Below are 19,149 nucleotides of genomic sequence, written 5' to 3' on the forward strand. Positions count from 1 at the left end.
AGCGCGTCCAGCGCGGTTAGCGATCTCAAAACGGAATCCCTTAGCTCCGCTTCATGCGACATGATAAGCACCACACGATAAACGTTGTGAGTTGCAAAATGAGCGAAGCTGACGCATCCCCGATGAGCCCCGAAACAGTGGCCGACCTTCCCCATCTTGCGGAAGTGTTGGACGATGACCGCTTCCGGCAATTCCTTGATCACGTTCCGTTCGGCGTTGCCGTCGCAGAACTCGCGCCGAGTGAGTTGATCATATACGTCAACATCGAGTTTGAGCGTTTGATGGGCGCCTCGGCCGAGCAGCTACAAGGAAAGCCTTGGTCCTCGCTGCCCCTAATCCACTCTGTCAGTGGAGATCAAGATCTGGCAATTGCACTTTTAGCGGGCGAAGAATATCTCGGGTCTTTTGCGACATCGGCCGACCCGGAGCCACAGGCGATGATTGACGCCTGGTCGAATACGATTGTCGATGAAGCCGGCGTGCCCATCTTTCGGCTTGTCGCTATCGCGATCAGGAATGCCGGCCAGACTGAAACTGATCTAGCCAGCACCCTGGCAGAGAAGGACGTACTCCTGAGGGAGTTGCAACACAGGGTCAAAAACAATCTTCAGATGATCACGGCCCTCATCCGTATAGAAGCCCGGAACGCCCAATATCCCGACGACGGCGCGCGTTTTAACCGACTTGCAGGCAGGGTAGATGCGCTGACGATCCTTTACCGCTCTCTCTCCGATACCAACGCGGCCGAAACCGTCGATCTCGGGACATATGTGAGCCAGATTGCCTCCGCGGTTATGGCCGCACACGCAGTTCAAGGTATTCGCCTTGATATGAAAGTCGACACATGGCCCGTCTCCGTCAATGTTGCGATGCCGGTAGGCTTGGTCGTCAACGAGTTGATGACCAATGCGCTCAAACACGCATTCAAGGGTCGTGAAGGCGGCGAGATTGTCTTGCGCTGCGTAGCGGATCATACCGGCTGCAGGATCTCCGTCTCGGACGACGGCGTCGGTCTCAGCAATCCGACCGACTGGCCGCGGCGCGGGAAACTCAGCGCAATGATCGTGCAATCGATCAAGCAGAACACAAAGGCGGCTGTGGAGGTGGAATCCACGCCGGGCACGGGAATGAAGGTGACGATTGTGTTCGAGAAACAGGAAGCCATTTGAGGCTACGCGACAGGGAGAATTTAAGAGGTCTGGTCACAGCGCGGGCAAGCTAGGTCGTGGCGGGCTTCGCAGTGGCGCGATCTAGCCAGCGCCGCTTTTAAGCTAACGAGGCCGACTCAGGCGCCGTCGGATTTCATCTTCGAAGCCCAGGGATAAACGATCGGCGCATCATCCTGTCCGACGGAGGGTGTTGTCACATAAACGCGACGTCAGTGAATTTGGCATAGAGACGGTGGTATGAAGAGTTCTGCCGTCAGCTACAAGCGCCACCGTTTCCCGCAACAGATCATGAGGTGTTGTCACATAAACGCGACGTCAGTGAATTTGGCATAGAGACGGTGGTATGAAGAGTTCTGCCGTCAGCTACAAGCGCCACCGTTTCCCGCAACAGATCATCTCGAATGCGGTCTGGCTATATTTTAGGTTTCCGCTGAGCTTACGCCTTGTCGAGGAAATGCTGCTGGAACGCGGAATTGTCGTCTCATATGAAACGATCCGTCGATGGGGAAGGAAATTCGGGCCGGCCTACGCAAAGCAACTTCGTCGCAGACGACCCTSGCGCCAGGATGTCTGGCATCTGGATGAGGTAGTGATTTCCATAGCGGGCACAAAGCACTGGCTGTGGCGTGCTGTTGATCAGGAYGGCTATGTTCTCGACGAGATTGTTCAGAGCCGACGCGACACGAAGGCCGCCAAGCGGTTGCTCATCAGGCTACTGAAGAAGGCAGGCATGCCACCCAAGCGGATCATCACCGATAAACTGCGCTCGTATGGCGCGGCCAAGCGAGAGGTTATGTCGGCTGTCGAGCACCGATCCCACAAGGGTCAATCGAGCGGAAAATTCTCATTTGCCGCTGCGAAAACGGGAGAGGACAATGCAAGGTTTCCGATCACCGGGAAGTCTGCAGCGGTTCATCTCGATCTTCTCGGCGCTTCGAAATCTCTTCGTCACCCCACGGCACAAACGATCAGCACTGGCCAATCACGCATCCGTGCGATGGCGCATTGGAAGGCGGTCACGAGAGCCATCGCCTGATCTATGACGGGCAACGCCATTCGTCCGTTCACTGCTCGCTAACGTGACAACTCCGCTTCTTCTCTTGCCGGAGTGCGGTGCATGTGATGTGCGAAAGGCGCCCACCTACCATTCGAGCGCGTTTCGTCCGAAGCATGGATTTACGAATCTGCTTTTGCACAGACCTGTGTAAAGGGAGTCGGTTCCGGGAGGAGGCGAAATGACACTCTAAGCGCTTTTGGTACCTTTTATGCGGTGTGATTTTCGCCGGTTATACACAACAACCGCCGTCAGATACGCTCGCTGACATCACAGTTGGAAGTTCGGACTATCGACACCTCGATTTTGACAGAAGGAAGCGAAGTCTACGAGAAATCTTTCGGCCATTTCTCGATTGGAAGGGGCCTCGAGAATCTCAAGGATCTGTTCCGACGTATCCTTCATCACCGGAAGTCGAAAGAACAGACTTTCATTGAAATTGGAACTTACCGTCGAAAGCACCGTTCGCAGGATGTTTAGCATGTCGTCTCCGCGGTGCGAGGCATGGACAAGAGCAATGGATTTCCCAATCACCTGATCACCAGAAACGAGCCAATCGATCGCATTTTTCAATCCGCCGGGGATACTGCGAACGTATTCGGGGCTGGAAATGACTAACCCGTCACTCTCCGAAATCGCCTGTTTAAAAAGCCGTACGTTATCGGGCTCGTCAGAACCTTCGAGGTCGGGCGAGAAGACAGGCAAATCCCCTATGCCATCAAACACGTCGATGACGATACCTGTCGGAGCTATGACTTGCATCGCCTTCAACAATGCAGTGTTGGTGGACAGTCGGCGTGCGCTGCCTGAAATTGCGAGTATTTTCATCGATTCACCTATCGCCATGCACAATCGCCTGTATGTCACCCGTTAGGTCCTTGCTGAGGAACCAACTGAAAGGTGGTAGTGGGTCGGACTTTGTCATTTGTTTTCCATACGGTTTCGCTTCGCTATATCGGCAACCGTATCTTGCTGATGGCGAGGTTGGCCTGCCCCAATCGGGTGATCCGGGTTTAATGTTAGTGCATGCTGGGTCTGGCCGCTACCGCCGGGGTTGATGCCGGTCCGTTCTGACGCGGCCACACGGTGGCTTCGGGTGCTGGTGGCTTGTAGTTGAGCGCTGAGTGCGGACGTACGGTGTTGTACAACACGACGACAGAACACCCACGGGACCGAGGTTTGCGAGCTTATGTATCCGTGGCATCCCTGTCCGACATCACCGGCGTGACCGGGATGAAGATCATCCGGGCAATCGTTTCCGGCGAGCGCGATCCCGACGTCCTCGCGTCATTGCGCGATGTCAGTTGCCACTCCTCCGTCGAGACAATCAAAGCATCTCTGATCGGTAACGATCGTGATGAGCACGTGTTTGCGGCTTTCCCAATCACTCGAGCTCTACGACTTCTACCAGGCCCAGTCGGCCCGAAGCTGCGATTTTGGCCAACTCGCAGAACGTTGTGGGAACACGGCGTGGAGGATTGACCCGAGAAGTGCCCGGTCGTGACATTGCGCTCCAATTTGAGGAGCGTTTTAATGAGTGCGGGTATTTCGAGTTCGGACATTGTCGGCCAATGGAGCCTGAGCTTCGCCGACATTGATTTCATCAATTCCAAACCGGCCGCGACGAGGCTCGGCTTGCCTCGCAGTTAAAGTTTTTCAGCGCACGCGGCTTTTTCGCTGACGATGGCACATTGATCCCAAACGATGCTGTCGAATACCTCGCTGAGCAGATCGGTGTCCGAGCCGACGAACCGTCTAGCTATGATTTCGGCGGGAGAACAGCACGTCGGTATTGCGCATAGATTTTGCAGTATGTCGGCTTTGGCCGCATGACGCGACGAGACCGCGAAGCGCTTTCTAACTGGATGATCGGCGAGCTTTGCCCGTCCGGACAATCCGTCAGTGCCATGCTTGAGGGGAGTTGTCACCCCAGTGCGATGGCGCATTGGAAGGCGGTCACGAGAGCCATCGCCTGATCTATGACGGGCAACGCCATTCGTCCGTTCACTGCTCGCTAACGTGACAACTCCCAAGGAAGGCATCTACGAGGATTACGAACGCCGCTCTCAGCTGCTTGCGCTCTCACGATTCCGGACGACAGCAGCCTCAGGCGACGGCTTCAGGTCGCTTGGCGAGTACGTGACGGACATGAAGAGCGAGCAAAGCGTCATCTATTATCTGGCTGGCGGCAACCTTGAACAGTTGAAGGCATCGCCGCAATTGGAGGGTTTCCGTGCTCGAGGGATAGAAGTTCTGCTGTTGACGGACTCGGTCGATAGCTTCTGGACGATGAATGCACCCGAATTCGAAGGGAAGGCGTTTAGGTCGGTAACGCAGGGCTCTGCCGACCTGTCCCAATTCCCCAAGCTGGATGGCCAGTCTGTTGCCAGCCCTGAGGCCTCTGATGATCAGTGCCTTGACGTGAGTGGCGTCAAACGGGATGGCAACGCAGCCGTCATCGCCTGCGCGTGAGCCCGCCATGGAAGGCCGTCCCGATAGTTGGTTTAGCTCCCCTGAGAATTGCCCAGCGCCGTGGGACACGATGGCAGTCTCGGCGTGGGAACCGATTTTCCCGAGGACATCCAGCCGGCCGGAAAGTACCAGCCATGCAGGGACATGCCTGTCACCAATGCCAGAGACAGGTTCGCCGGGACTGAAAACCCTGGCTTCACCACTTGCAAACCGTTTAGCGACCTCAATCTGCAATTGGGTCAGAACGGGAAACAGCTGAGCTTGGCGCGAATGGGCGTCCATGTTCGGGCTCCGGATCTAGAAGTATTTCGGGATGGGCCTGACTTGGGGCGTCTGGTCAGGCAGTTCGACCATAGTCTCGTCGAGAAAGCACCAACCCCAGCCTTCCGGGGGATTGGAGACACTGTAGCCGAAAATGCCAGCTCAGCCACTTATGTTGGGTTGAGCGCGTTGAGGCATTGCCGAAAGCGTGCGCGAGGCGCACTCGGAAAACGAAGGATTGAGAGCCTCGCGGTCACAGTAGCTCGCCAGGCGGTTGGATTGATACGACCCCCGCCAAAGGCCGCGTAGACGAGTGACGCGTCATTCAAAGCCTCTACTTTTGAGGGACCCGTTTTGACCTCATCGTTAGAATAGGCAGTGGCCATATCGCCCAGATGTGAGTGCGCCGGGCGAAAGCATTGATCATCACGCAGTATCGTCTACATACTGGCGACGGCTAACCGACCCCATAACGGAACGAGGAGTACAAAAATGGCCCGGCTTACGGACACTGTAGCAGTCGTCACCGGTGGCGGTAGGGGAATTGGTCGGGAGATCGCACTACACCAGGCGCGGGAGGGCGCTAGGGTTGCCGTGCTTGCGCGAACAGCGACTGAGATCGAGGAAACGGTCGCGCTGATTGAAGGCGAGGGCGGGCGAGCAATCGCCGTGACGACCGACGTGACCGAGTATAGCGCCGTCGAAAGCGCTTTTGCCCGGATTGTGTCCGAATTGGGTCCAGTCGACACACTGGTCAACAACCATGGCTCGTTCCAGGCTTTCGGCCCGGTATGGGAGTGTGATCCGCTCGTCTGGTGGCGGGATGTAGAGATCAATCTGCGCGGCACCTTCCACACTTCCCGCGCGGCATCTCCAACAATGTTGGCGCGCGGCAAGGGCCGCATCGTCAACCTTGTCGGTGGTGGAACAGGCAACAGCTTTCCACATGGCTCCGGCTATGCCTCCAGTAAAGCTGCGGTAATGCGCCTGACCGAGTGTCTCAACGATACGACGATTGCTCAAAACGTGCGCGCCTTCGCGGTAGACCCGGGGCTTGTTCGAAGCGCGATGACCGAAATGCAGCTGTCGTCGGAGGCTGGCAAAACCTATCTACCAGGCATTCAGAAGCTCTTCGACGACGGCGTCAATGTCGAGCCTTCTCGTGCTGCACTTCTGGTCGCGGACATCGCTGCCGGCCGTTACGATGCGCTTGCTGGTCGTCTGTTGAGGGGCGTTGACGACCGCAACCAACTCGAAAGGGAGATGGACAGCTTGGTTGCGACTGATGGAAGGGCATTGCGCTTCACCGCGGTCGAGCAACACAAGCTCTGACGCTCGGTCACCGGATTTGCACGTTCTCTTAGGTTACGGCTCTTTTGAAACGGTTTGTCGAACCAGGCGCGTCAGCACGACCCGATAGTCCCTTGTTTGAACCGATCAGGTTCCTGAGCGTGAGGCCCAAGCCTCCTCCGCGGAGGCCGCCGTTTCCCTTTTTGGGCGCGCTGGAGATAGGCTGGTGCGACCACAGCTCGCTATCCACACCGATTGGCCGCCTGCCCGCCGGGCCACCCTGGATATGGACTGTGGGCACAGGAATCTTGATGCCGTTGTCTCTGAAGAGCTCGCGCACGCGAAGCTAAATCTGCCTTTCATGCCGAAGGCGCCACCGTGCCGGGTCGTAGCCTTGATGAGAACAATGACGTGCGAGCAACTCGATCCAGACTTGCTGGACATCGTGCCAACGTTGAAAAAGCTCATCCCGCCGGCACGCGTATTCGACAAGCTGACATACTCGCCTTGGGTAGGCGGCTAGCTGCAACGAATCCTTTCAGAGGGAGGCGTTGGTCGCGCGGCAATCAGACCGACGCGTCCTCTTCCACGTAATGTATTACTTCGCGAATATCGAAACCATCGAGCATCCGCGCGTTGACGGCGCGTTCGGGGTAGTCGCCACGGGGTGTCCATCCAACCACGCAACCGCAGTTTCCGCAGCGATGGAAGGATCGAGCATCCGCGCGTTGACGGCGCGTTCGGGGTAGTCGCCACGGGGTGTCCATCCAACCACGCAACCGCAGTTTCCGCAGCGATGGAAGGCAACGTTCTTTTGACCCCACGTATAGACGTCGGTGTCGCCGACAAACGAGGAATCTGCAATCGGGTAGTAGGACCACAGTGCGGCGTAGCGGCGGCAGATCGTGCAGTGGCACTCGGTTACGGCGGAGGGAGCATAGGCAACCACAATCGTAACCTTGCCGCAGTGGCAACTCCCCTTTGCACCTAACTTCATGTCAAGCCTCCGAGTATCACGTGTCCTCCGTCTTGTACCAAGATTACGAAGCGGAAGTTACGACGTGAAACGGACCGCATCAACCTCGGAAAAGAATCCGGAAGCTCGGTAATGCCCGACGTGGTCGTAATGTGTCGGGAGATCGCGTCATGAACGACGAGCCCGTTCTCTATGCTAAAAATCAACAGGTCCGTGGTTCGGATCCGTTCAAGGCGGAGACGAGGACGCTCGGCCCAGATGCAACATGTCTGGGTATCCGAGCCGAGCATCTCATTCGATCTTACGCCGCTTCCCAAACCTGATTGAGGATCTTTGCGGCCAGTGCGGCCTTGTCTTGCGGAAGGAAGCGGCCGTAGTGCTGCTGCACGACATCGGGCGTATCTTGAATGGCATAGCTCGCCTGCTCGTAGGATCCGGTCTGCTTCAGAATATGCGTCGCAAGAATGTCCCGCAGGTTATGCGGTCCATGCGGCAGGAGGCCCTTGATCGCACCCCGTCCGGTATAGGGATTATAGATGCCGTAACGTTGGATGACAGTCCGCCAAGCCTCGTAGAATGTGGTCGAATTGTAAGCAGCATCAATACTGGTCGTCTTCACCGTCTTGACGAATAGCGTTTGGGGATCTTTCGCACCGCCAAGCAGAACTCCACGATGCCTGTCGATGTAAGCGTCAAGGTATTTGTAGAGATCGAGAAGGTCGGGCAAAATCAACCGGAACGGCTTCTGTCCGAAGAAAGAAGAGCCAGAGTTTTTGAACGCGACCGATGGGATAAGGACCTCCCACCCATGATCGCGGTCGTTCCAGCGCAGCTCACCGCACTTCATATCCTCCAGCCGGCGTTCTGACGTCGGATAGTGTCCACGGGGGCAGACACGAAGTTGGCGAAGATTCTTCTGTCTGAGCCCAAGGTGCAGGCCCAGCCGAAGCAATAGGAATGATCTAACGGCTTCGGCGGCCGGTCGTGGATATCTCTTCTCATCCGGCATGTGTCTCACGATCTCGTCCGTGATCTTACGATATTCCGCCAGCGGGCTGTCCGCTTCAAGTACACACATGATCGGTTCAAATGGATCGCGATGCACGCGCATCACTCGCTGGATCTCCTTGGAACGGTTAGCGGCATGTCGGTGAAACGCATCACAGGCGCCATGCCAATCGCGAGCCGCGAAATCGATTTCTTCCTGCTCAATCAAGCCCGCAATGGGCCTGACATTCCGAAGCAGCTCCGGATGCTGCCGGATCCAACCGACTTCCGCGCGAGATAGGGCTTGGGCGACCATCAGCATGTCTTCTTCCCACTTGGTGTAGAAGCCACGTCGCTGTTCCCGCCACTGCAGATACCAGTCCCAAACGCCAGGGAAGACGAGAAGGCCGAAGCTTAACTGGCTGACTGGCACACCGAAACCCTTCACGACACCGTTTGGCGAGGCAGCAAGCGCACCAAACATCAAGCCGAGGTGCTCAATCTTCTTGGAGGCCGTTTCTTCACCCCAGACGCCGTTCCGTTGGAACCCAATCGCCGTCAGCGTCGAAGTCTTGAAGCGGATGAGATCAGCCATTTCCATGGCAAGTCTCGGCGGTGCGTCGACAATGCCGGAGAGCAGATCAGGGTCATCAAGTTCTGCGGCAACGTTTTGATTGGTGCCGGCCGCCGATGCCAATGACCGAGAGGAAAGAAAACTGCTGCCATAGGTGACGCCGGGAAATCGGATGGCATATCGCTGCTTGCTGGCCGCCGCCTGATAGCGGCGATATTCCGTAGAGCCGGAAATGATCACCCGGCGCACCCAATCGAGGATCTCCTCGCGCTTGGTAAAGGGCAGGCTGTTGAAGTCTTCGGGCAGGTGCAGTGAAATCCGTCGACGCTCAGCTGGGCTGATGTCACCGAGATCGTGACCATACAGCGAGCGTGCCTGATGCGGCAGTTTCTCTTTGAAATATCCCTCTGAAAGTCGATAGCGTCGCTCGATGCGGCGGAGGATGTTGAAACTGGCAACAGATCGGGGCACGCGCGCTCCCTGGATCCAGGATAGCAGCGTCTTATTGTCGAAGGTCTCATTCAGATGAACAACGGCGCGGTAAAGCTGCCAGTAGGTGTCGCCGAACCGATGCATATGATAGACCAATGCATTCTGAAAACTCGCCGGGTCCTCTGTCGCGTCGAATAGTGGTTCCGGGAAAGGGGTGATCGGTTTTGGGGTCGGCCCACGTGGCACCGATCCAGATGGGGCAACGATGCCATCGGCCGTCGCACGTTGAGGCTTTCTGGTTGAAGTCGCCGAGGCTACCTTTATGGTGCGCGCCAATTTTCCCGGGCGAGCCGTCGGCTTCGGTGGCCGTTGTCCTTCGACTGCTGGCGGTCCGTCGAGCCGTCGGATGATTGCGTCCAAGCCCGGTCGGAGCTGCTGTTTCAGTTCTACCGTCAGCTCAGTTTCGACACCACAGGCTTGGCCTATCGCCGTCCAGTCGAGTTGGCCACTCCGGAGCGGGGGCGATTTGCGGTAGATGATCAAACTGGCCAGATAGGGCCGTATATTTTCGAACACCCGCCTGGATGCGACTGGAGCGATACGAAGCTCGCAGAATTCCGAAATTTTTCGCTGAAAATGTCGTGATGAAAGGTCGTGTTTGGTCATGCTTATTCCTTTTCGCTCGGCACCAGTGCCGAGGGCGAGCGGAAATAGGGGGCGCCCATTAACAAAATATGTTTAGGGCAAGAGGTTAGCTGTCGATCGCTGCTTCTTGAATGGAGAGCTGCAGATTGTGGTGCTGAGCAATAGACGGGCTTGCAATAGCTCATTTTCAGCAATAATTATGAGCTATAGAGAGGGATTCTATAACTCATGAAATGGAACTGGCAAAACACTGACTGGCCAAACTTCAGATACGACACCGCAAGCCTGATATCGTTGGAGCAGAAATTCTTGCAGTCCGCCGGCGAGGTTATCGGTGCTGTTCGACATTTCAACGATGACGACAGCAACCAACTTCGCATTGAGTTGCTGAGCGACGAAGCGGTCAAGACCTCAGAGATTGAGGGGGAATTTCTGGACCGCGTGAGTGTCCAGTCATCACTCCGCCGGCAGTTCGGGCTAAACACTGATGATAGACAGATCCGCCCCCAAGAGCGGGGGATCGCCGAGATGATGGCGGATGTCTATCGAAGTTGGCATAGGCCGCTGTGTCATGAGGGACTGTTCCACTGGCATTCAATGCTGATGGCCGGAAACCGATATATTGAAACGGTTGGTGCTTACCGCACGCATGAAGACGCCATGCAGATTGTATCGGGTCGATTGGACAAACCCACTATCCACTTCGAGGCTCCCCCATCTCGCCAGGTTGCCGCTGAGATGGAGACCTTCAGCACATGGTTCAATCAATCCGCGCTTCAAGCTTTGACGCGCGCCGCGGTAGGACACCTTTACTTTGAAAGCATACATCCATTTGAGGATGGCAACGGCCGAATTGGACGCGCGCTCGCCGAGAAATCCCTAGCGCAAAACATAGGGCAGCCAAGCCTCATTTCACTCGCCTTCACAATCGAGAAGCGCCGGAAGGCCTATTACTCAGAGCTTGAGCGGCACCAGCGCACGCTTGATATCACCGACTGGGTCATTTTCTTTTCAGAAACTATCCTGGATGCTCAACAGGCGACGCTTGAGCGCGTAGATTTCTTCATCCAAAAAGCAAAGTTCTATGATCGTTTTCGGGACAAGCTGAACGAGCGGCAAGAAAAGGTAGTAGCGCGCATCTTCAAGGAAGGCACGGCTGGCTTCAAGGGAGGTCTAAGTGCCGAAAACTATATCTCGATCACAGATACATCCCGCGCTACAGCAACACGCGACCTTCAGCAACTCGTGGAGATCGGTGCACTGACGCGTACGGGTGAACGTCGGCATACTCGGTACTCACTGTCATTGCAGAAATAATTCGCTACCACTCCAATGAACACCACCAAAGTCATTATCTAGGCGAACGGCTGTTCGAGTCCTTTCAAGGCGAAGCACAATCGAGCGACCGGTATTAAGTTACTGCTATTTATATAAAAAATGAAATTGCCACATAAAGATCGGCCGGCAATACGCCCGACGTGCAAAAGGCCTACGGCCCCCCGCTCCGCCCGGGCAACAAGCCGATGAACCTGTCGAACAGCGGTAAATCATAGCGACGGGGATTGGCCGTCATCTCGATCGAGGGAAGCATTCCCGGAAGTCCCCAGATCAGCCTCTCCGGCATCACCTTCGCGATCGTCTCATACCACCGCACCAGCGAGTTGTGCAGCCGAAGATGCAGGCCGAAATTCGGCCGCGGTCTGGCTGTGTCGCGATCCCGCTGCTGTTGGGCGAGCAGAGGATCGATCGTCTTGAACATGTAGCGATCGGCAAAACCAAGCCGGCGGTCACTAACAGCTGCTCGTGAAAACTCTAGCTGGGAAAGCCAATCGGCCTCCTGTGCCTCGCCGACTTGCCAGAGCGCCCAGATGAAATGCAGTTTCAGCGGATCTGTGTCGCAAACAGCAAGACCTTTGGCTCGCTCCATCGCAACAGCGTCGGACCATCGTTTTGCATTCCACTCCGTCCAAAGGCGGGCCGCTTCACTCGGGTCAGCATGCCGGTCCGGACGCTTCTCCGGGTAGCTTTCCTTAATAAGATATTCGCCAGCGCGTTGGTGGCACCAAGTTGTTTTACCGGCCGCGCTGATGCCCTCGACGACGATGATCATGCTGACTTTGTCCCCGTCCGGAAAAATGTGATAAAAGTTCGAGGGTTTTGTCGCAAAAATTTCAATTCTGCAACGTCGCAAAACTCTGACGCAAAACCGAAAGATAACTCGGGGACTTATGCGATAGGTGAGCGGCGGCTTTCTTCCAAGATGGAGTCTCGTCCAGCTTGAGATTGACAAGTAAAAGGCTTCTGCGCACAATTGGTGCTCGGTAGATACAGCCTGCTGCTTGCGCCCCGTTGGGGTACGGTGAATGTATCGAGCCACTTATGGCTCCCTTTGCCCGAACGAACGGGTCAGCAACGCAAGCCCCTGACGCTCTCCGGTCGTTTATGCAAAGGATCATCTCATGCGCGATTTCCGCGATGCCAAAGCTATGGCGAAAACGCTACGTGAAGCGCTTCACGCTAAATCTGTCACCTTCACCAACAGTGAGAGCCAGGAGCTCATTGCTCGAATTCTTGGCTATCGAGACTGGAACGTATTGGCCGCAAGGATCCAAGCGACCCAGTCGTCGACAACCTCGGCCCAGGCTAGCACGCCTCCAGTCGGGGTAAACATTCCCATCGTTCCTATGCGGGACATGGTCCTGTTTCCGCACATGATCTCGCGGATTTTTGTTGCGCGCGACAAAACTCGGCAAGCCGTGGAACACGCTCTCGCTGGTGATCGGCACGTTATCATTGTCGCCCAGAGGCACAGTGCCGACGATCGTCCCACCACTCTTGATGCCCTTCATCCGGTGGGCGTCATAGCAAACGTGGTCGATCGTCAAACTCAGGCGGACGGGGCTCTCAAGGTCACCGTCTGTGGGCTTCAGCGAACAGGCATCGTCCGCCTTACCGTTGGCGAGTTCCTGGCGGCGGAGGTGACGCCGATTGAAGAACAAGGTGGCCAGTCGAAGGAGGCCGCCGCTCTTTCGAATGCAGTTCTCGATGCCTATCAGACCTACGCCGATGTTGATTTTTCCGCGCTTCCGCCAGGATCCAAAGCCCGTTTCGGCCTGCCTTCGATCGGCGATCCGAGCCTGTTGGCTGACACAGTCGCCCCGTTGCTATCGACCAGTATCGAGCACAAGCAGAAACTCCTGGAAACCAGTGACGTGGTGACTCGACTCAAAAGACTCATCGAGTTGATGAGCGTTGGTCGCCCTAAAGCTGTCGCCTAAATACTGAAAGGGAGCATCCAGCCGTTGCGCTGGATGCTCGATCCCGCTGCAAGATTTATTACCCGAAGACGGTTGGAAAGCCGGGAGCGCCTTCACTGCCGGAGAAGGTGGGCATCCTGCTATATGTCAAATCGTGCGTGACAGGTGATGAGCGCAGCTATGTCCTGGATTATGAGCGCAGGTTTCCGCAGTTCCCGCATGAGGCGACCAGTGACTAGTTCTTCTCGGAGGAACAGTTTGAAGCATACAGAGCGCTAGGCTTCCACGCTATGGATCGCGCCCTCACAAGTTCAGACGGGAGTACTCGCTGGAGAGCTGCTCTCGACAAACTCATTTCTTGTATCGTCAAGCCCTAGCATATGTCTGTATCGGTGGCTGCAAGCCCCGCAACCAAACAGATTAAATTCAGAGGCTTATGCGGCTCGTTCGCAGGTCGCAGGTTCATATCCTTTCAACAACTTCGCTCAGCATAACTATTAGCATTCAACCGAGCTTCACAGAAATTGCCTTTCGGAATCCGTTTATGTTTCGGTGGAGCCCGGATATGCCCCGGGCTAGCCACCCCGGGGTTATGCGGTCGTACGCTTGAACAGGTATAGCTTTCGAAGACCATCCCACCGACGATTGCCCGGATGGATGGCAGCTTCGGTGATAGGTTGCCGTCTGAAGGTTTGATCGAAGACAGGATGAGTCGGATAAATCTGGCCAAGCGCATGTTGTCCGCAAGCTTACTATGCCGATGGGCCGAGTCATTCCCGCTATCCATTTTATAAGGAGGTCAATCGACGCCCGAATCTGCGAAATCGTGTTGAGTCACGCGCGTAGCTCTGCCACCTTCCAGGGTCGGCGGTTCAGATCCCATCAAGACCATAAGGCCTCCCTAAGGCTCTCGGGTGCTTATTACCTATCGATGGGGCGTAGGCGTCATTATAAATGGCGGTGAAGTCATCCCCGCAAAACATCACGATCTGCACACCCGACGGAATTACGATGTCAACCGCACACTTCAATTGGGGCGGCCACGACGACATCGGTCCAAGGCTGGTGTTTGCCCAGTCGTGGTTGCGAATAATGTCAGCCATCGAGCCGTGATCGGGGGTGGCCGGATCGTGATTGTGCATTGAAAGCCCTCTCGCCCTCCATTTATTTGAGAGCTTTCCGATCAGCAAGTCAACGCTTATCAAGGCGAAAATTTTCGGCAGTTTCGAGCGTAAAGCCCATTTGCTACATGGTGTTAGCGCAACAGGCCGTCCGGGTGACGGATCGGGGATTGGGTTATGCTCAAGCCATGGGTTGGATGGAGAACTCGGCTCGCGGACCGTACTGTCCAACAAGGACTCCCTTCGATCCTCGCAAAACTCAAATCCCCTTCCGCGACCGGTTTCATCAAAATGCAAAGGGCATGTTGCATAAACCACAGCCATCATTGAAGTTTTTTGAAAGGCAAATATAAGATCAATGCGGCTCTTCCCGGACGTTGGGCGCCATCGATTTCAATATGCGCCGAGCATCTTACGGAAGACGAACATGCCCAAACAGAAGAAATCTACTGTCGTTAGCACCGGGATTGCCGGATTGAACGAAATCCTGCGCGGAGGCCTTCCTGCATCAAACCTTTACATGCTTCAGGGGGCGCCGGGATCGGGCAAGACCACGGCCGCGCTGCAGTTTTTGCGCGCGGGCGTCGAGGCTGGAGAGAGCTGCATCTATGTGACGCTGTCTCAAACGGCTGCAGAGCTCGAGGCCATCGCGGTGTCGCACGGCTGGACCCTTGATGGTATCCGGGTCGAAGAGATGTCAACCTCAGGCACTGTAAATGAAGCCGACGACCAGAGTATATTCCTGACCGCGGATCTGCGGCTGGACGAAACGCGGAAAGCCATCGAAGCGGCAATCGAGGAGCACAAGCCTCGCCGTCTCGTCTATGATTCACTCCTCGAAATCCGGCTGATCACAGGTGATAGTCCACGCTTTCGCCGTGAATTGATCGGCTTCAAATCTTTCCTTGCGAAGCGGAACGTCGTCGCGCTGTTGCTCGATACCCAGACGCCCGGCTACGACCGCAGCGGCGAGGAGGTCGAGGGGCTCGCCCACGGCGTTATCCGGTTCGACAAGGCGCTGGAGGAATATGGTGGCGTGCGTCGCCGTATAGAAGTCTCCAAGATGCGCGGTGTGCCGATCGCTGATGGTTATCACGATATGGCAATCCGTGAAGGGCAGGGGGTCGTCGTTTTTCCACGTATCATGTCCAGCGCCGCCGTAGAAACGGCCAAGCCGCAGTTGATCAAGTCCGGTGTCGCCGAGCTCGACGAGATGTTCGGCGGTGGCCAGGAGGCCGGGACCACGACGCTCGTCATCGGACAGTCAGGTACCGGTAAATCGACCATGTCGTCCCTCTATGCCACCGCGGCGCTCGAACGGGGTGAGAGTGTCGCGCTCTTCCTGTTCGAGGAGCGGTTGGAAACTTTCTTCCGTCGTTCTGAAGGCTTGGGCATGGAACTCAGGCAGTTCCACAAGGACGGCAAGCTCATCCTGCGGGACTTCAATCCCAACGAAATCTCCCCTGGCGAGTTCGGCCAGATTGTTCAGGACGCCGTCACGCAAAACAAGTCGCGGGTCGTGGTCATCGACAGTCTGACAGGTTATCTGAACTCCTTGCCGCATCGTGAGAAAGCGGTTCGCGACATCCAGTCGCTGCTGAAGTACCTCGCCCGCTCTGGTGTCCTAACGATGTTGATCGTTGCTCAGCATGGTCTGATCGGCCAAAATGTCGGCATCGATGTGGATGTAAGTTTCCTTGGTGATACCGTACTCCTGCTGCGCATCATGGAGCACGAAGGGCGCCTTCGCCGAAACATCACCGTGGTCAAGAAGCGTCACGGTCCCCACGATCTCAATATCCGTGAGCTGATCATAGAAAGCGGAGGCGTCAGCGTCGTCGCTTACAATCCTCTCCCGGACCCGAAATGAATGACGTCCCGGTCGATAGCGAGCTGGACTGGGTGCTCGTCCTTGCTCCGTTTCGCAAGGACGCCGATTACGTCGCTGCTTTCCTTCGAGAGCAGAAGATCGATGTCAAGGCCGCCAAGGTCGACGGGGAGCTGGTCGAACATCTCGCTTTATCTCCTGGCATCATCGTCATTACCCACGAGGCCCTTAACCCACAGGTTATCATACGGATTACAACGCATCTCGCGGAGCAGCCCGACTGGTCGGAAGTCCCGATTATCGTCCTTTTGGAGCGGACAGCGCCGATTGAACGGATCCGCAACCAATTGCTGACTTCATGGCCGGGCTCGCGTCTTTTGTTTTACACCCGTCCCATCGCGCCATTGGAACTCGTGAACGGCATTCAATCAAATCTGCTGGTGCGGTTGCGCCAACGCCAGGTCCGCGATTCCATCGAGCGAGAGCGCGAACTGCGGCTGGAGCTCAATCACCGGGTCAAGAATATCCTGGCGAGCGTCACCTCGATCTTCCAGATGACACGGCGCGGCGCCACCTCCGTCGAGGGGTTGGCAAGCGATTTTGCCGGTCGGCTTCACGCGCTATCGAACGTCCACAGCGCCGTCTTTGAAGCCGGCGGCGAGGAGGTTTCGCTTTCAGCCGCCATTGACCTGACGGTCTCTCCCTACAATAGCGCCGGCGTTAGTCGCATCAATGTCAGCGGGCCGGATATCGTTGTTAGCCGGGACGCCGGCATAACGATCGCGCTGTGCCTGCACGAGCTGATCACGAACGCCATAAAGTATGGCGCGCTTTCGCACCCCGATGGGCACGTTGAACTTCTGTGGTCTGTTGCCACAAACGGCAATTCCGAACTCTCTCTGAGCTGGACGGAAGTCGGGGGACCGTCTGTCCAAGAACCGACGCGGCAGGGTTATGGTACGCGATATGTGCGCTCCGCCCTAGGATCGTTGTTCGGCACGGTTCCAGAAATCATCTTTGCTCCCGATGGCTTTCGCTTGTCAGTGAGCGGGTCGCTGGCTCGCGTTATAGCACGACAATAGTTTGTGAGATCCATCAATCATGGATTGAAATGGCCCTCCTGTAACACCTTGAAAGATAAAACAGTTTTGTTTGGATCAATCTGTCTTTCTGCGGCCGCGTCATCGCGACCATGAGGGAAATGCTAGCCGCAGCCTAAGCCTTCACTCCAGGAGAGCCTGGCCCTCCCGAGGCTTTTGCAGATGAATGCCTGAAACTGCCCGCCGGATCCTCGCTTCCATGAACAGATGAGTGATATTGACTGGCCGTCGGTTCGAGACATTTAAACGCGTCCCAACTGCAACTCGCCCAAAGTTATTTCTTCGAGCCAGCCTTCGGCCTAGGTTGATACAGACGCCGTTTGACCTTCGAGCGTAGAGCATTGCGCAGATCTTTGTCTGCGGTTGAAAGGTCGAAACATTCCGGATCAAAGTAGCCACCGCACCACCAAATGGTTTCAGCATATTCTGGATCCTCCCGATCGGCGATGATCTCCAGGAAACGCTCATATCCCGATACGCCACCAACATCTTCGGGCGGTCGCGCCCTTTTCGCCGGCGACGCAACTCCCGTGTTTGGCCGTAGCGGCGAGCGTCAAGAACTCCTCGACCTCAACGGTGTGTCGCCAGCCATCCCCGAAATCATAGTGGTAACTGAAGACGGCACCTTGCTCGAAGTCCAGTAAACGCACCTCGCTCTGGTCGAACACCCGAGGATCGTCGTCGGTCGCATCCTCCGTCAGGATCTCGACGTCGCCATACCGGAGGCCACCGATGCGGAATTCATAGAGATGATAATTCCACCAGGTGAATGCTGCCTGAATACCGAGATGCAGATGCTCCAGGTTCCAATGCACAGGCAGGACCAATCGGCGCCAGACGTCCGGCTGGATCTCATCCATGGAAACTCTGACTTGCACGGCGTTTGCGGGTTTGAACATGGCACGAATGAACAAGGTCAGGCAGCGATCGTCAAGAAGGCGCTCAATTGTGACACCGTATTCGAACTGGATCGTCCTTCACGGCATCTCTGCCGGCTTGTGCAGCCCTCGAAGCTTACTATCTCTGGTGTAACCCCAACTGGAGCATCGCCATGGACCGAAACGCGGCCGAAATGCTGTCGGAATTCTATATTGAAATTCTTCCGCCGGACCGCGATGAAACTCGTGCACCGGATGCAACGACATGTCCGTGCTGTCGAAGGTTACGTCCGGCCTCGAGCATGGATGACGATGGCTGCGGGATCTGCGACGAATGCCTGGCACCATGAACGCCGTCGGCAAGAAACCTCCATTAATTCAGGCGATGTTCGAAGACGCGCTTGCGAAATTGCCGGACGGTTATGTCGACGGACATTTTGGAAATCGACCATGGGGCGTGACCGTCAAGCGGTCGGAGGATGGCAAACGCACATGGCTCTATGGCGAGGAGCTTAGCGGAACCGATATCGTCAGCTTCAACCTCTATCGACTGGCTGGACCTGGATCGATGCTGAAGCCGTGCGAAATGTCCTCTGCCAAGGTGATCGAATTCGTTCTCGGTTTCGTGCCTAGTCCGGCGAAAGCCGCGTCGCGTTCATAGTGGCCAAAAAATGAGCACAGGATCTACACTGCATTGCAGCAAGTACACGGCTGCACTGCAATCTGAGCGCTGGCAGTCGGTGCAGCCTCTGATATCTTCACCTCAACGAAGCAATGCACCTCCTCCCGCAGAGCTTCGTGTTTCAGGCGACCCATTCCTCCTCCCAAGGCGCGCCTGACGGAACAGCGGCACTCCTCCTCCCAGCCGTTGTTCAATATTTCGAGAAGCCTGCCGCACTTCCTCCCGCGGCAGGCTTTTTCGTTTTGCGATACGTTCAAGCTTTCGGTCCGGGCGTCAAAGCAGACTGCCCTGTCCACCGGCTCTCCAGATTTCGAGACAATCGTGGATGCCTACGGTTCGCGGGACGAGATGATCATCACCCGAGCTTCCGGTAAACTCCGCGCTGTTGCGTAATATGAACTCCATAGGGCTTCTCTTTTCCAA

14 protein-coding genes and 6 pseudogenes are annotated in these 19,149 nt (G+C 56.1%); 11 read left to right on the forward strand and 9 right to left on the reverse strand.

Annotation, left to right across the window (positions count from 1 at the left end):
* Positions 1–98 precede the first annotated feature (98 nt).
* Complete coding sequence (locus ASC90_RS12350) at positions 99–1,169, forward strand: histidine kinase dimerization/phosphoacceptor domain -containing protein (protein ID WP_056540439.1); 1,071 nt, start codon at positions 99–101, stop codon at positions 1,167–1,169.
* Positions 1,170–1,512: 343 nt separating this feature from the next.
* Positions 1,513–2,205: pseudogene (locus ASC90_RS12355) on the forward strand (IS6 family transposase).
* Between the two features lie 288 nt (positions 2,206–2,493).
* On the opposite strand, the gene ASC90_RS12360 reads toward ASC90_RS12355, so the two are convergent.
* The 3 genes and pseudogenes from ASC90_RS12360 to ASC90_RS30395 form a co-directional block, all read right to left on the reverse strand.
* Complete coding sequence (locus tag ASC90_RS12360) at positions 2,494–3,051, reverse strand: NADPH-dependent FMN reductase (RefSeq protein WP_056540578.1); 558 nt, start codon at positions 3,049–3,051, stop codon at positions 2,494–2,496.
* Between the two features lie 191 nt (positions 3,052–3,242).
* A pseudogene (locus tag ASC90_RS29845) lies at positions 3,243–3,368 on the reverse strand (IS3 family transposase); the annotation flags it as partial.
* A gap of 42 nt (positions 3,369–3,410) precedes the next feature.
* Positions 3,411–3,554, reverse strand: coding sequence for a hypothetical protein (locus ASC90_RS30395; RefSeq protein WP_156392911.1), 144 nt, complete (start codon positions 3,552–3,554; stop codon positions 3,411–3,413).
* 354 nt (positions 3,555–3,908) lie between these two features.
* Here ASC90_RS30395 and ASC90_RS29855 point away from each other — a divergent pair.
* The 4 genes and pseudogenes from ASC90_RS29855 to ASC90_RS29860 form a co-directional block, all read left to right on the forward strand.
* Positions 3,909–4,025 (forward strand): annotated as a pseudogene (locus ASC90_RS29855) (hypothetical protein); the annotation flags it as partial.
* Positions 4,026–4,254: 229 nt separating this feature from the next.
* Positions 4,255–4,602 (forward strand): annotated as a pseudogene (locus ASC90_RS12365) (molecular chaperone HtpG); the annotation flags it as partial.
* An 846-nt stretch (positions 4,603–5,448) separates the two neighbouring features.
* Positions 5,449–6,288 (forward strand): SDR family NAD(P)-dependent oxidoreductase, encoded by an 840-nt coding sequence (locus ASC90_RS12375; RefSeq protein ID WP_056540448.1) that lies wholly within the window; start codon positions 5,449–5,451, stop codon positions 6,286–6,288.
* Positions 6,289–6,649: 361 nt separating this feature from the next.
* Positions 6,650–6,766, forward strand: a pseudogene (locus tag ASC90_RS29860) (cysteine hydrolase); the annotation flags it as partial.
* Positions 6,767–6,844: 78 nt separating this feature from the next.
* Here the strand turns inward: ASC90_RS29860 and ASC90_RS12385 are convergent.
* Positions 6,845–7,243 (reverse strand): GFA family protein, encoded by a 399-nt coding sequence (locus ASC90_RS12385; protein ID WP_156392912.1) that lies wholly within the window; start codon positions 7,241–7,243, stop codon positions 6,845–6,847.
* Between the two features lie 280 nt (positions 7,244–7,523).
* Entirely contained in the window at positions 7,524–9,881 is a 2,358-nt protein-coding gene (locus ASC90_RS12395; protein WP_200950886.1) for a hypothetical protein, read from the reverse strand.
* Positions 9,882–10,088: 207 nt separating this feature from the next.
* On the opposite strand from ASC90_RS12395, the gene ASC90_RS12400 reads away from it, so the two are divergent.
* Positions 10,089–11,177 (forward strand): Fic family protein, encoded by a 1,089-nt coding sequence (locus ASC90_RS12400; RefSeq protein ID WP_056540459.1) that lies wholly within the window; start codon positions 10,089–10,091, stop codon positions 11,175–11,177.
* Between the two features lie 172 nt (positions 11,178–11,349).
* Here the strand turns inward: ASC90_RS12400 and ASC90_RS12405 are convergent, their stop codons facing one another.
* On the reverse strand, positions 11,350–12,237 hold the full coding sequence (locus ASC90_RS12405; protein ID WP_244480370.1) for a hypothetical protein: 888 nt from the start codon (positions 12,235–12,237) through the stop codon (positions 11,350–11,352).
* 82 nt (positions 12,238–12,319) lie between these two features.
* Between ASC90_RS12405 and ASC90_RS12410 the strand changes: the two genes are divergently transcribed.
* The gene (locus ASC90_RS12410; protein ID WP_056540464.1) at positions 12,320–13,138 is read left to right on the forward strand and encodes an LON peptidase substrate-binding domain-containing protein; all 819 of its coding nucleotides are present in this window, start codon (positions 12,320–12,322) and stop codon (positions 13,136–13,138) included.
* A gap of 872 nt (positions 13,139–14,010) precedes the next feature.
* Here the strand turns inward: ASC90_RS12410 and ASC90_RS29865 are convergent.
* Positions 14,011–14,259 (reverse strand): annotated as a pseudogene (locus ASC90_RS29865) (histidine kinase); the annotation flags it as partial.
* A gap of 406 nt (positions 14,260–14,665) precedes the next feature.
* On the opposite strand from ASC90_RS29865, the gene ASC90_RS12420 reads away from it, so the two are divergent.
* On the forward strand, positions 14,666–16,108 hold the full coding sequence (locus ASC90_RS12420) for an ATPase domain-containing protein (protein ID WP_056540470.1): 1,443 nt from the start codon (positions 14,666–14,668) through the stop codon (positions 16,106–16,108).
* The gene (locus ASC90_RS12425) at positions 16,105–17,148 is read left to right on the forward strand and encodes a sensor histidine kinase (protein WP_056540473.1); all 1,044 of its coding nucleotides are present in this window, start codon (positions 16,105–16,107) and stop codon (positions 17,146–17,148) included. The genes ASC90_RS12420 and ASC90_RS12425 overlap by 4 nt, the downstream gene beginning before the upstream one ends.
* Before the next feature lie 292 nt (positions 17,149–17,440).
* On the opposite strand, the gene ASC90_RS29870 is transcribed toward ASC90_RS12425, so the two are convergent.
* Positions 17,441–17,623 carry a plasmid pRiA4b ORF-3 family protein gene (locus tag ASC90_RS29870; protein ID WP_244480377.1) on the reverse strand — a complete coding sequence of 61 codons (183 nt, stop codon included), beginning with the start codon at positions 17,621–17,623 and terminating at the stop codon, positions 17,441–17,443.
* A gap of 7 nt (positions 17,624–17,630) precedes the next feature.
* Positions 17,631–18,026 (reverse strand): plasmid pRiA4b ORF-3 family protein, encoded by a 396-nt coding sequence (locus tag ASC90_RS29875; RefSeq protein WP_244480371.1) that lies wholly within the window; start codon positions 18,024–18,026, stop codon positions 17,631–17,633.
* Between the two features lie 352 nt (positions 18,027–18,378).
* Between ASC90_RS29875 and ASC90_RS12435 the strand changes: the two genes are divergently transcribed.
* Positions 18,379–18,705 carry a hypothetical protein gene (locus ASC90_RS12435; RefSeq protein WP_056540476.1) on the forward strand — a complete coding sequence of 109 codons (327 nt, stop codon included), beginning with the start codon at positions 18,379–18,381 and terminating at the stop codon, positions 18,703–18,705.
* Positions 18,706–19,149 lie beyond the last annotated feature (444 nt).

The organism is Rhizobium sp. Root1220, from assembly GCF_001426265.1.
Lineage (GTDB): Bacteria > Pseudomonadota > Alphaproteobacteria > Rhizobiales > Rhizobiaceae > Rhizobium.

Excerpts from the sequence above, each read along its gene's own strand:
- ASC90_RS12400 (WP_056540459.1), top strand. The coding sequence starts at position 10,089 with ATGAAATGGAACTGGCAAAACACTGACTGGCCAAACTTCAGATACGAC.
- ASC90_RS12435 (WP_056540476.1), top strand. The coding sequence starts at position 18,379 with ATGCCTGGCACCATGAACGCCGTCGGCAAGAAACCTCCATTAATTCAG.
- ASC90_RS12375 (WP_056540448.1), top strand. The coding sequence starts at position 5,449 with ATGGCCCGGCTTACGGACACTGTAGCAGTCGTCACCGGTGGCGGTAGG.
- ASC90_RS12385 (WP_156392912.1), bottom strand. The coding sequence starts at position 7,243 with ATGAAGTTAGGTGCAAAGGGGAGTTGCCACTGCGGCAAGGTTACGATT.
- ASC90_RS12410 (WP_056540464.1), top strand. The coding sequence starts at position 12,320 with ATGCGCGATTTCCGCGATGCCAAAGCTATGGCGAAAACGCTACGTGAA.
- ASC90_RS12360 (WP_056540578.1), bottom strand. The coding sequence starts at position 3,051 with ATGAAAATACTCGCAATTTCAGGCAGCGCACGCCGACTGTCCACCAAC.
- ASC90_RS12420 (WP_056540470.1), top strand. The coding sequence starts at position 14,666 with ATGCCCAAACAGAAGAAATCTACTGTCGTTAGCACCGGGATTGCCGGA.
- ASC90_RS12395 (WP_200950886.1), bottom strand. The coding sequence starts at position 9,881 with ATGACCAAACACGACCTTTCATCACGACATTTTCAGCGAAAAATTTCG.
- ASC90_RS12425 (WP_056540473.1), top strand. The coding sequence starts at position 16,105 with ATGAATGACGTCCCGGTCGATAGCGAGCTGGACTGGGTGCTCGTCCTT.
- ASC90_RS12350 (WP_056540439.1), top strand. The coding sequence starts at position 99 with ATGAGCGAAGCTGACGCATCCCCGATGAGCCCCGAAACAGTGGCCGAC.
- ASC90_RS29875 (WP_244480371.1), bottom strand. The coding sequence starts at position 18,026 with ATGGATGAGATCCAGCCGGACGTCTGGCGCCGATTGGTCCTGCCTGTG.